At 60.5% G+C, this 11,780-nt stretch carries 10 protein-coding genes; 9 read left to right on the forward strand and 1 reads right to left on the reverse strand.

Annotated features, from left to right (window positions below):
- Position 1 precedes the first annotated feature (1 nt).
- The 5 genes from GRI42_RS06160 to GRI42_RS14060 all read left to right on the forward strand — a co-directional run bounded on the left by GRI42_RS06160 (position 2) and on the right by GRI42_RS14060 (position 5,901).
- A complete protein-coding gene (locus tag GRI42_RS06160) occupies positions 2-1,900 on the forward strand; it encodes a hybrid sensor histidine kinase/response regulator (RefSeq protein ID WP_325065306.1) in 1,899 nt (632 codons plus the stop codon).
- 1 nt (position 1,901) lies between these two features.
- Positions 1,902-2,612 (forward strand): response regulator, encoded by a 711-nt coding sequence (locus GRI42_RS06165; protein WP_160607443.1) that lies wholly within the window; start codon positions 1,902-1,904, stop codon positions 2,610-2,612.
- 117 nt (positions 2,613-2,729) lie between these two features.
- On the forward strand, positions 2,730-4,253 hold the full coding sequence (gene cysK, locus GRI42_RS06170) for a cysteine synthase A (RefSeq protein ID WP_160607444.1): 1,524 nt from the start codon (positions 2,730-2,732) through the stop codon (positions 4,251-4,253).
- Positions 4,250-5,659, forward strand: a complete 1,410-nt coding sequence (locus GRI42_RS06175; RefSeq protein WP_160607445.1) for a pyridoxal phosphate-dependent decarboxylase family protein — start codon at positions 4,250-4,252, stop codon at positions 5,657-5,659. The genes cysK and GRI42_RS06175 overlap by 4 nt, the downstream gene beginning before the upstream one ends.
- 116 nt (positions 5,660-5,775) lie before the next feature.
- Positions 5,776-5,901, forward strand: a complete 126-nt coding sequence (locus GRI42_RS14060; protein WP_267904376.1) for a hypothetical protein — start codon at positions 5,776-5,778, stop codon at positions 5,899-5,901.
- 406 nt (positions 5,902-6,307) lie between these two features.
- Here GRI42_RS14060 and GRI42_RS06180 read toward each other — a convergent pair whose 3' ends face one another.
- Positions 6,308-6,961 carry a Crp/Fnr family transcriptional regulator gene (locus GRI42_RS06180; RefSeq protein WP_160607446.1) on the reverse strand — a complete coding sequence of 218 codons (654 nt, stop codon included), beginning with the start codon at positions 6,959-6,961 and terminating at the stop codon, positions 6,308-6,310.
- 59 nt (positions 6,962-7,020) lie between these two features.
- Here GRI42_RS06180 and GRI42_RS06185 point away from each other — a divergent pair, with 59 nt between their 5' ends.
- The 4 genes from GRI42_RS06185 to GRI42_RS06200 all read left to right on the forward strand — a co-directional run bounded on the left by GRI42_RS06185 (position 7,021) and on the right by GRI42_RS06200 (position 11,738).
- Positions 7,021-7,608 carry an HD domain-containing protein gene (locus GRI42_RS06185; protein WP_160607447.1) on the forward strand — a complete coding sequence of 196 codons (588 nt, stop codon included), beginning with the start codon at positions 7,021-7,023 and terminating at the stop codon, positions 7,606-7,608.
- Positions 7,609-7,625: 17 nt separating this feature from the next.
- Positions 7,626-8,420, forward strand: coding sequence for a class II aldolase/adducin family protein (locus GRI42_RS06190; RefSeq protein ID WP_160607448.1), 795 nt, complete (start codon positions 7,626-7,628; stop codon positions 8,418-8,420).
- 76 nt (positions 8,421-8,496) lie between these two features.
- Positions 8,497-9,330: a class I SAM-dependent methyltransferase gene (locus GRI42_RS06195; protein ID WP_160607449.1), complete on the forward strand. Its 834-nt coding sequence runs from the start codon at positions 8,497-8,499 to the stop codon at positions 9,328-9,330.
- Positions 9,331-9,488: 158 nt separating this feature from the next.
- Entirely contained in the window at positions 9,489-11,738 is a 2,250-nt protein-coding gene (locus tag GRI42_RS06200) for a copper-transporting P-type ATPase (RefSeq protein WP_160607450.1), read from the forward strand.
- Positions 11,739-11,780 lie beyond the last annotated feature (42 nt).

Raw genomic sequence — 11,780 nt, forward strand, 5'->3', positions numbered from 1 at the left:
GGTGAGCACTCCAGCCACCTCTAAACCCGCCATCGGGGAGCAGGGACAGTCGCCGGTTTTCCGCGAATTGCTCGATCATTTCTGGCTGGGGGTCGCGCTGTTCGATGACGAAGCGCGGTTGTTCTACAGCAATCACGCTATGGCGCAGATCAATCCGGCGCTCGACGATCTCTTCGCGCCCGGCCTCGAATGGGATCAGCTGCTGATCGAGTGGGTTGCGCGCGGTGTTATCGATAGGACGGTGCAGGAGCGCTTACGCCGGCTCGAGAGTGGCCTGACAGCCGGCAATATGGAGAGCGAAAAAGCGGTCGTCGAGATGCGCGGCGTGGGCCTCCACGAATTGGTGCTGGTCGCAACCTCGAACGGCGGGTTCGCACTGTCGCAGCGCGACGTGACGCGCCGAGAAATGGCGAGCGAGCACGATCAGGAAGCCGATGCGATCCTGCGGCAAGTGATGGAGGCGTGTCCTGCAAATCTTGTTATGTCGCGAATGGATGACGGTCAGATCATCTACCGCTCGCCCGCGGCACGCGAAGTCCTCGGCCCAGGCAAGAAAGTTGCCGAACATTTCGTCAAGCGCTCGGATCTCGCCGATTTCGTTACCGAAATCCTGCCGCAGGGACGTGTCGACGACGTCTCGGTGCAGCTCAAGAAAACCGATGGTGAGACTTTTCCCGCACTCGTTTCGTCGCGACTGATCGAATACCGCGGCGAGGATGTCGCTGTGTCATCGCTGGTGGACATCACCAAGGAGATCGAGATGCGCACGATGCTCGCCGCCCAGCGCGAGCGCATTTTCGAGACCGAGAAACTTTCAGCGCTCGGGGAGCTGCTGGCGGGTGTCGCGCACGAACTCAACAACCCGCTTTCGGTTGTCGTCGGGCACGCGCTGATGCTGCGCGAAGAAACGCAGGACACCGAAATTTTGCGGCGGGTCGAGCAAATCGAGAACGCCGCGGAACGCTGCGCCAAGATCGTCAAAAGCTTTCTCGCCATGGCGCGCGAACAGCAGGTTTCAAAGGAAACGCTGGGTCTCGCCGAACTGGTAGAGGACGCGGTTCGCAGCCTGCGCGAAGGTGATATGGAATTCACCGCCGAGGTTGATTGCGATCTGAAGAAGGATCTGCCGCCGCTTTCCGGCGATCCCGCCCAGCTCGAACAGGTGGTGACCAACCTGCTCGTCAATGCGCAGCAGGCCATCGCCAAATCGGGCGAAGGCGGCAAGATCGAGATTACAGCGCGCCCTGACCGCAGCCGCAACCTCATGGTAATCGACTTCTGCGATGATGGACCGGGCATTCCCGCCCATGTCGGCAAGCGCGTGTTCGAGCCGCTCTTCACCACCAAGGAAGTGGGCCAGGGGACGGGCATCGGTCTTGCCTTCTGCCACCGCGTGCTGACCGCGCATGGCGGGTCGATCGAATTGATGCCTTCTGAAGGTGGCGCCCATTTCCGCATCCACCTGCCGCTCGGCGAGGATGCGCACAAGGAGCAGGCTGCTCCCACCCTGCAGCAAGCGGGGGAACCCTCGGGCAAGGTGCTAGTGATCGACGATGAACACGACGTCGCCGCATTGATCGCGGAAATCCTGCGGCGCGACAGCTACGAGGTCGACATGGTCCATTCGGGCGAGGACGGGCTCGAAGCCTGCGCTGCGACCGAATACGACGCGATTCTCGTCGACATCAAGATGCCCGGCATCGGCGGGCAGGGTTTCCTTGAGCGGATCAGGGGCGAACGTCCCGAACTGGTCGAACGGATCGCTTTCGTCACGGGCAGCACGATGAGCCCCGAAACACGCGGCTTCCTCGATAATTGTGGCTGCCGTTTCCTCGAAAAGCCGGTCGCACCAAAGGACATCCGCGCGCTTGCCGCCAGGATCGTCGCACGGAGTAGCTGACATGGACGATGCGACCCTCATCTGCATCTGCGACGATGAAGAGCCGCTGCGGGCGATGCTGGCGGAATATCTCGAAAAGAACGGCTTCCGCACCGTGCAGGCGCATGATGCGGCGAATTTGCGGGAAACGCTGGGAAGCTGCGAACCGGCACTGCTTCTGCTCGACATCAATATGCCGGGCGAAGACGGGCTTTCGGTCCTGCGCAGTCTGCAGGGCGAGGAACGGGCTCCGCGTATCATCATGCTGACCGCAGCGGGAGAAACGGTCGACCGGATTGTCGGGCTGGAAATGGGCGCGGACGATTACCTCGCCAAGCCCGTGGACCTGCGCGAACTGGTGGCCCGGGTGCGCGCCGTGCTGCGCCGTTCTTCCGCAAAGGAAGTTGAAGACCCGCAGGCAGCCGAAGGACGCCTGCCCTTCGGCAAAACCTGGCTCGATCTCGAAGCGGCCAAGCTATACGACAGGGATGGCAAGCCGATCCCGCTGACCGCGATGGAATTCAACCTGCTCAAGCTCTTCGCGAAGAACCGCGGGCGGGTGCTCAATCGCGACCAGATACTCGAAGGCGCGCACGACCGCGAATGGGACCCCTTCGACCGTAGCATCGACATCCGCATTTCGCGCATTCGCAAGAAGATCGAGCACAATCCGTCGAAGCCCGTGGTCATCCGCACGGTGCGCGGGTTGGGGTATATCTACGACCCCGAATAGGGGCGTGCGGCCACCGCAGCGATACAATTGAAACATTAAGGACGCCGGCGCGATATCCGGCTGAAACGCGGGCCGCGCATAGTCATGGGCATTGAAACACAGCCTAGGACCCGCGCCATGAACGCTCCTTTCCCCCGTCCCCTCTCCCGCCCACAAGGAAGCGAAAGGCGCGGGTCCGTCCTCGAACTCGTCGGCGACACCCCCGTGGTGCTGGCCGAGAAGCTCTCCCCTCCAGGCCGCGAAGTTTGGCTCAAGCTCGAAAGCGCCAACCCCATGGGTTCGGTCAAGGACCGGCTCGCGCTGGGCCTGATCGAAGCCGCCGAGAAGGACGGATCGCTCAAGCCCGGACAGACAGTGGTCGAGGCGACCAGCGGCAACACCGGCATCGGTCTTGCACTGGTTTGCGCGCGCAAGGGCTATCCGCTGGTCATCGTCATGGCCGAAAGTTTCAGCGTCGAGCGCCGCAAGATCTTGCGTTACCTCGGCGCGAAGGTCGTGCTCACTCCGGCGTCGCTCAAGGGTACTGGCATGGTCGACAAGGCCCGCGAACTGGCCGAGGAGCACGGCTGGTTCCTGCCCCGCCAGTTTGAGAACGAGAATAACGAGAAGGTCCACGAAGCGACCACTGGCATGGAAATCGTCCGAGCATTCGCCGACGCGCCGCTCGACGCATTCGTCAGTGGTCTCGGCACCGGCGGTACTATCGCTGGCGTAGGGCGTGCGCTCAAGGCACATATGCCTTCGGCGCGCATTGTCGCCTGCGAGCCCGACAATTCGCCGGTCCTCGCCTCGGGTGTTCCTCAGCAATATGCCGAGGACGGCTCGCCCGCTGCGAGCCACCCCCGCTTCCGCCCGCACCCGATGCAGGGCTGGGCCCCCGATTTCATTCCCGCGGTCACAGCGCGTGCCATTACCGACGGCGTGATCGATGAGATCGTCCCGGTCGCGGGCGCCGATGCGCTTGCCTGGTCGCGCCGCCTGGCCCGCGAGGAAGGCGTTTTCTGCGGCATCACTTCGGGCGCAACTTTCGCCGCCGCACGTCAGCTTGCAAGCGAGCTTCCTGAAGGGTCGCGCGTGCTGGCGATGATCCCCGACACGGGCGAACGTTACATGACCACGCCGCTGTTCGGTGACATCGAGGAGGACATGAACGAGGCGGAGATAGAAATCTCGCGATCGACCCCCGGAGCCCGCTTCGATGCCACGCCTGCTGCCGCTCCCTCAGCAGCTGTGCCAGAGGCCGATAAGCGCGCACTCGCCCATGTCGATGCCATTATCGCCGACGAAACGCAGTCGCTGGTGTTTTTCGCGCTCGAATGGTGCGAATTCTGCTGGTCTGCACAAAAGCTGCTCGACCTGATGGAAGTCGATTATCGCATCGTCCATCTCGACGGACCCGATTATGCCGATCCGGCATGGGGCGGCGACGTACGTGCCGCACTTGCCCAGCGCAGCGGCGGAACACCGACGATCCCCCAAATCTTCGTCGGTACGAAGCACCTCGGCGGGGCGACCGATCTGTTCGATGCTTTCAACGACGGTCGGCTTTCCGGCATTTTCGAAGACGCCGGTATCGCCCACAAGCAGCCCGGCGTCGAAAACGCCTATTCCCTCCTTCCGAAGTGGTTGCAGAAAAGATGAGTTCCTTCCCCGACAAGAAAATTGCTCAACGCCTGCTCGAAAAGGCAGCGCAACTGGCGACACGGGGTCGCTACAGCGACCAAGCGCTTGATCCCCACCAGGCTCCGCTCGCAGCACGGGACAGGTTCGACATCGCACTTCCTCGCAGGGGTCGCGACCCACTCGAAGTGATCGAATCGCTCGATAGTGCTGCGCGTCCCGGCCTCTCCGGCATGACCGATGCCGGCTTCATGAGCTGGGTTATCGGCGGCTCGCATCCTGCAGGCGTGGCCGCCGATTGGATGGCCGCGGCCTGGGGCCAGAATGCCTGCCTCTACGAAGCTTCGCCTGCGTCTGCCCAGGCCGAGGCGGCAAGCGCGAAATACCTCCTCGACGTGCTAGACCTGCCGCCCGAAAGTTCGGTCGGCTTCGCCACGGGTGCGACCATGGCAGCCTTCACTTCACTCGCCGCTGCGCGCCTGTGCGTGCTCGAGCGCGCTGGCCATGATTTCGAGCGCAAGGGCCTCTACGGCTGTCCCGAAGTGGCGATCTACATTGCCGACGATGCCCATGTGACCAATTACTCGGCGCTGCGGTACCTCGGTTTCGGCAGCGACCAATTGCACCGGATCCCCTCGCTGGACGACGGAACCTATGATTGCGACGCGCTCGAGGCAGCCATGGCCGAAGACGATGTGCCCGCGCGGATCGTGCTGGCACAGGCGGGCCACATCATGTCGGGCGCCTTCGACGACTTCACGCGCCTCGCCGCGCTTTGCAAACGCCACGGCGCATGGTTGCATGTCGATGGTGCCTTCGGCCTATGGGTGCGTGCCAGCCGAAGGTTGCGGCGCATTGCCGAAGGCGTGGAGCTGGCCGATTCCTGGTCGGTCGACGGACACAAGTGGCTGCAAATTCCGTATGACTGCGGCTTCGCAATCGTGAAGCATGAGGAGTACCACCGCCGCGCCATGTCGATGCAGGCGGGATACCTCCCCAAAGGCGAACCGCTGCGCAACAATTCGGACTATGTCCCAGAACTCTCGCGCCGTGCGCGCGGCTTTTCGGTCTGGGCGGTGATGCAGAGCCTCGGGCGCAAGGGCATCGAGGACATGATCGAAAGCCATTGCCACTCGGCGCACTTGCTCGCCCAGGCGCTCAGGCGGCTGGACGGCGTGGAGGTGATCAACCGTCAGTGCCTCAACCAGCTCGCTGTGGCGTTCCACAGCCCGCATTGCGACGGGGCTGAAGCGGTGGCGCAGGCGCTCAACGCCAGCGGGCGCTATTTCGTACGCACCGCTCAATGGCAGGGCCGCAAGCTGCTGCGCTTCTCGATCATCAACGGCGAAACTGGTCCCGACCACGTTGCACCGATGGTCGATGAGATTGCCGCTGCATGGCAAGCGATCTCGCGCGCCGCCGCCTGAGAAACCGAAACAATCGAAACGAGAAAACCGGCCATGCGATATCAGGGTGATACACGGCCAAGCCATATTCTCCGTGTTGCCGACGAACCGGCGATGCCAAACATTGGAGAATGAAAATGTACGTAAAGACCGAAAACCCGATTCAACAGAAAATGAAGCTGGCTCTCGCCGCCACGATCTGCGCGATGGCTACTATCAGCAGCGCCGTCGCCATGGTGGTGACACAGGCAAATGTGGCGTGATCGATCCCTTCTATCGAACGATCACAGAACTTGAAGCGAAGGGCAATCAACTCGCAGGTCCAGACTTCTGCGCTCAGTATGGTTGCTCTTCGCCATTCCGCCAGTCCCATGTCGTTCTAGCATCTCATGGACTCAATCCGGGTCTCGCAGTTCCATAAGAATTGCATGCGATTCGTGCTTTTAAAGACCCGCCAGTGTTTAAAACCGAAGAATTTGGATGCGTAAGCGGAGTGTCTGCTTTGGGCGCTTCGCAGCCTGAAAGCAGACCGTCCGCAATCGGGTCGTCAGCGGTCAGTCCGCTTTCTGGGTTTGGGATCGCGCTAGCCGACATTCTGGTTCCGGGCTTGCAGGTGGGGATGAGCAGAATACTCAGGTGGCGAAGCGCGTTGACTGTGATGCTCGACCCTCATTCAGAGTACGCAGTCAGTCCGGGTGTATCGACGACGTTGATCTGACGATAATGCCGTTCAATCAGTCCTTCCGCAGCGAACTGTGACAATACCTGCACTGTTGTCACTCGCGATACTCCAACGAAGTCAGCGAGCTGTTGTTGCGTAATCTTGAGCGCGCGCCCTTCATTCGCGGCCATATCGGATAGAACCCGCGCTATACGTGCCTTCGCGGGTAGGTTCTGGACACCTTCAACCCTGTCCAATGCAAGCCGCAGCTTATTCGCCAGCGCGCTTAGTAGCCACTTGGCGAACTTGGGCCCTTCTTCCAGCAAGCGCTCGACCTGAACCATCTCGATCCAAACGAGTTGCACTTCGCCTTCCGCGATCGCGTGAACCTGCTGAGGAAGGCCGGCGAAACAAGCGAGCTCGCCAATCAAGTCACCCGGGCCAAGGACCGCAAAAAGCGTTCGCTCTCCCTCTGGTCCGAAGCGGCAAGCCATAACGTGTCCGCTCTCGATCAACCAGAAACCAGTTCCCGGATCTCCGCGGTGCAGCACTTGAGAGCCACTGGTAAATCGCTTCCGCACGCCCAGCTTGACCAGGGTCGCAAACATTTGCCCCTCTGCGTGCGTGGGACCAATTTCAGAGAATTGATAAGTTCTTTGCATTTCTGCTCTTCCTGAACCTGTAGAAGGTCATTGGCAACATCAGGCAGAGGACCACCAAAATGACCGAAGTAATGGAGAGGAGTGCAGCCTTCCGCACTATGACCGAAGGCACCCAGGAGGACTGGGACATTATCTTGACGCATGCCAAACCGTTCGCGGAAAACGGCGGTGCACGAATACTCGATCACTTGAAATTGCTCGATGGTGATTTTGGCGGCTTTCCTGTCGACCGCCTCACGCATTGTTTGCAAACTGCAACGCGTGCCCATCGCGATGGCAAACCGGAAGACTATGTCGTCATGGCATTGCTGCATGACATTGGAGATACGCTAGGCGCGTACAATCACGCCGACATCGCGGCCGCGATCCTCGAACCTTTCGTGTCAGAAGAGTTGCACTGGATCGTGAAGCATCATGCCATTTTCCAAGGCGCGAACTTCTTCCACTTTGTCGGACTCGATCCCGAGATGCGACAGAAATACGCCGGATCGCCCTATTACGAAGCGACCGTCGAATTCATCGACAAATACGACTGTCCGGCCTTCGATGCAGACTACGACACGCTGCCGATCGAGTTCTTCGCCCCTATGGTCATGCGTGTTTTCGAACGCCCCCGGGTCAGCCTCTACAAAGCCGCAATGGACTGACTTTCAGGAGAAAAACCATGGCAACAATATTCGACATAAAGTCCGCCGCCGACGATTCCCATATCCGCGGGTCGGTAAGTCCAGAGGAATGGCAGGTTCGCGTCGATCTCGCCGCCGCCTACCGCCTCGTTGCCTATTACGGCTGGGACGATCTGATCTTCACTCACCTGTCAGCCAAGGTCCCGGGGCCGGATAAGCACTTCCTGATCAACCCATACGACATGATGTTTGATGAGATCACGGCATCATCACTCGTAAAGATCGATGTTGAAGGGCAGCCGGTTGTGCCTACTGCCCACCCGGTTAATCCGGCCGGGTTTACGATCCATTCGGCATTGCACATGAATTGCCCCGATGCGCATGCAGTCATGCACTTGCACACACCAGCGGGGCAGGCAGTTAGCGCAATGGAGTGCGGCCTTCTCGAACACACGCAAACGGGAATGGTGGCTCGCGGTGACCTTGCATACCACGAGTACGAGGGTATCGCGACCGACCTCGGAGAGCGAGACAGGCTGGTCGAGGACATGGGCGACAAGCACTACATGATCCTGCGCAATCATGGCACTTTGGCCATTGGCGCATCGGTGCCTGAAGCCTTCCTGCGGCTCTATTTTCTTGAACGGGCATGTGACGCTCAAGTGAAGATGCTCGCTGCTGGGCGCGATGGATTACACAATCCACCGCAGGGTACTCCGGAGAAAGTTAGGGAACAGACCCCTGAAGAGGCGACAGCGCTCGTCGCTAAGCAGCTCGCCTGGCCCGCGCTGCTGCGTAAGCTTGACCGGATCGACCCTAGCTTCAGAGACTAGGGATGATTGATCTGTAACATTTGGTGGTCCGCTTTTCGCCCATGTGTAAAGGGGAGAACCAAGCAGGAGAGAACGCATGGCGCTGATAGAGGATTTTATAGCTGGCAGGGCGCCACCAGAACTATACCAAGCCTATCTAACTCCGTTGTTTGAAATCTGGAGTGATGCTTTGATCGAAGCATGCCCGCCGCGTGGCAGAGCGCTCGATGTGGCATGTGGCACGGGTATAGTAACTAGAAAGATCGCTGCACAGCGAGGCGTAGACAGTGTTGTTGGTATCGACATCGCACCGCCAATGGTTGAGGCCGCGATTGCGGCTACAGATCCAGAGAGCCCGATCAAGTATCAAGTGGCCAGCGCGGATCAGATCGATTTTCCCGATGGCCATTTCCAGTCGGTCTTTTGTCAACAAGGCTTGCAGTTTTTTCCTGACAAGATTGCCGCCTTGAATGAAGCGGGTAGGCTTCTCGCGCGAGGCGCGAAAGCCGCATTTGCTGTCTGGACATCAGGCAGCGATGGCAATCCAGTTTTCGGAGCTTTCGAAAAGATCGTAGCCGAAGAACTCGGCGCCGATTTGGTGCCATTCGGGCCATTTTCATTCGGTTCGAAGAACCAGATCGAAGAAGTTGTCGCAAACTCAGGTCTAAGACTGATCGCTATGAAGAAGGAAGAGCGCATGGCGCGCCTACCCGATCCACGGACTTTGGTGCTCTTCGATTTGTTGTTTCTTGGCCGCCCTGGAGCCGACGGAACCATGCACCCGCTTTTTGATCCTTCAGACAGCGCAAAGGACGAACAAATAGAGCGCATAATCTCGAAGCTATCATCGACAACGGAGCAATACCTGGAACCTGATGGCGATCTCCTTGCGCCCAGCACGGCTTATATTATCGTGCTCGCAAAGAACTGAGCAATTGGTCCGCGCCGGGGTTAGAGCTTGAACGTCGGCTTTCCACCCATCTGACTACGCTTTCACCAAGGTAACGATACGCCAGGAGCGGACCATCAGCTAACGGCCCGGAAGTGGACATTGGTGCATGTGCAGGATGACCTGTATATTCCGTTGCTATGAGCACAGACTGCGACCATTGCGGGTCAGACCGGCACAACCATTCCTGTCACCATGGCGGTGACGATGGCGGGCATGGCGAGCCTGCGCGCGGTGGCCGGTACGATCTGGTCCCAGCGAATTATCGGGGGCCGGTCTATACCTGTCCGATGCATCCTGAAGTGCGCCAGAAGCACCACGGTTCATGTCCGATCTGCGGCATGGCGCTCGAACTCGAAAGGTCGGCGCATGCCGAAGTAGGCCCGAACCCAGAACTCGCCGACTTTACACGGCGGTTCTGGATTGGCGCCGTCCTGACTGTGCCGGTGCTGCTCCTCGCCATGGGTCCGATGATCGGCCTTGGCGTGATCCGCGAGGCAATCGGGCAAGGGCGCGCGCAATGGGCGGAACTGGTACTGGCAACGCCGGTGGTCCTGTGGTGCGGCTGGCCCTTCCTAGAGCGGGGCTGGAAGTCCTTTGCCTCGTGGAACCTCAACATGTTCTCCCTCATCGCAATGGGCGTGATGGCCGCATGGCTGTTCAGCATTGCAGCGGTTTTCGCGCCCGGCCTGTTTCCAGCCGGCTTCCGGGACATGCACGGACACGTCCCTGTCTATTTCGAAGCCGCCGCCGTGATCGTCGTGCTCGTGCTGCTGGGACAGGTGATGGAATTGCGGGCGCGCGAAGGGACTGGCAAGGCAATCCGGGCACTGCTCGACCTGGCAGCCAAGACCGCGCGCGTCATCCGCGCAGATGGCAGCGAGGATGAAGTCCCGCTCGAAGAAATCGAGGTCGGCGACAGGCTGCGCGTGCGGCCTGGGGAGAAGGTTCCGGTCGACGGAATCGTGATCGAAGGCCGCTCATCGGTGGATGAAAGCATGATTACCGGGGAACCCGTCCCGGCCGAGAAGACCAAGGACGATCCGGTCACCGGTGCGACAATCAACGGCACCGGCAGCCTCGTGATCGAAGCGCTCAGGGTCGGCGCGGACACGATGCTGAGCCAGATCGTAGCAATGGTCGCAAAAGCGCAGCGATCTCGCGCTCCGATCCAGAAATATGCCGACAAGGTGGCCGGATGGTTCGTACCTGCGGTGATCGCGATTGCGGGCGCCGCCTTTGTCGCCTGGGCAATTCTCGGACCGGACCCCGCGCTGTCCTATGCCCTGATTGCGGCCGTGTCCGTCCTGATCATCGCATGCCCATGCGCCCTCGGCCTCGCGACGCCCATGTCGATCATGACAGCAACGGGTCGCGGCGCACAGTCGGGTGTTCTCATCAAGAATGCCGAGGCGCTGGAACGCTTCGAGACGATCAACACGCTGATCGTCGACAAGACGGGCACCCTGACAGAGGGTAAGCCGCGCCTTGTCGCGGTCATGCCCGAAGAGGGCAGCACGGAGAAAGATCTGCTGCGGATTGCAGCGACGCTGGAGCGCGGCTCCGAACACCCGCTTGCCGAAGCAATCGTGAGCGGTGCGCAGGATCGCGGCTTGCAGCTTTCGGACACGGAAGAATTCGAGGCGGTAACCGGCAAGGGTGTGAAGGGGCGGGTCGACGGGCAGCGAGTGGCGCTCGGCAATGCGGCGCTGATGCGGGACCTGGGGATCGATCTGGCTGGGCTGGCAGATGTGGCCGACGCGCGGCGGGACGAGGGCGAGACGGTCATGTTCGTCGCCATCGAACGCGCGCTGGTAGGGATGGTCAGCGTCGCGGATCCGGTGAAAGAGACGACCCACGGCGCCCTTGTCGCCCTGCACGAGCTCGGCTTCCGCATCATCATGGCCACGGGCGACAACGAACGCACGGCCCGCGCGATTGCGAGGCGCCTCGGCATCGATGAAGTGCGCGCCGATGTGCTGCCCGAAGACAAGGCGCGCATCATTCGCGAATTGCAAGATCAGGGAAGCAAGGTCGCAATGGCGGGCGACGGCGTGAACGATGCGCCCGCGCTCGCCCAGGCCGATGTCGGCATCGCGATGGGAACAGGAGCGGATGTCGCGATCGAAAGCGCGGGGATCACCCTGGTCAGCGGCAATCTCGATGGGATCGTGCGCGCGCGAAAACTCACGCTCACAACGATGCGCAACATCCGCCAGAACCTGTTCTTTGCCTTGTTCTACAACGCGCTCGGCGTGCCGGTCGCCGCCGGGATACTCTATCCCGTGCTCGGAATCCTGATCAGCCCGATGTTCGCCGCCTTCGCCATGAGCGCGTCTTCAATTTCGGTGGTGACGAATTCTCTTCGGCTAAGGAGTGCAAAAATCTAATTAAGCGGCGTGTCCGCTTTCCATCTCACTTCGTGACCGTTT

This window comes from Qipengyuania gaetbuli (assembly GCF_009827315.1).
Lineage (GTDB): Bacteria > Pseudomonadota > Alphaproteobacteria > Sphingomonadales > Sphingomonadaceae > Qipengyuania > Qipengyuania gaetbuli.

What these genes read in the sequence shown, in the direction of transcription:
- GRI42_RS06190 (WP_160607448.1), top strand. Translation starts at nt 7,626, where the DNA reads ATGGCAACAATATTCGACATAAAGTCCGCCGCCGACGATTCCCATATC.
- GRI42_RS14060 (WP_267904376.1), top strand. Translation starts at nt 5,776, where the DNA reads ATGTACGTAAAGACCGAAAACCCGATTCAACAGAAAATGAAGCTGGCT.
- GRI42_RS06200 (WP_160607450.1), top strand. Translation starts at nt 9,489, where the DNA reads ATGAGCACAGACTGCGACCATTGCGGGTCAGACCGGCACAACCATTCC.
- cysK (WP_160607444.1), top strand. Translation starts at nt 2,730, where the DNA reads ATGAACGCTCCTTTCCCCCGTCCCCTCTCCCGCCCACAAGGAAGCGAA.
- GRI42_RS06180 (WP_160607446.1), bottom strand. Translation starts at nt 6,961, where the DNA reads ATGCAAAGAACTTATCAATTCTCTGAAATTGGTCCCACGCACGCAGAG.
- GRI42_RS06165 (WP_160607443.1), top strand. Translation starts at nt 1,902, where the DNA reads ATGGACGATGCGACCCTCATCTGCATCTGCGACGATGAAGAGCCGCTG.
- GRI42_RS06175 (WP_160607445.1), top strand. Translation starts at nt 4,250, where the DNA reads ATGAGTTCCTTCCCCGACAAGAAAATTGCTCAACGCCTGCTCGAAAAG.
- GRI42_RS06195 (WP_160607449.1), top strand. Translation starts at nt 8,497, where the DNA reads ATGGCGCTGATAGAGGATTTTATAGCTGGCAGGGCGCCACCAGAACTA.
- GRI42_RS06185 (WP_160607447.1), top strand. Translation starts at nt 7,021, where the DNA reads ATGACCGAAGTAATGGAGAGGAGTGCAGCCTTCCGCACTATGACCGAA.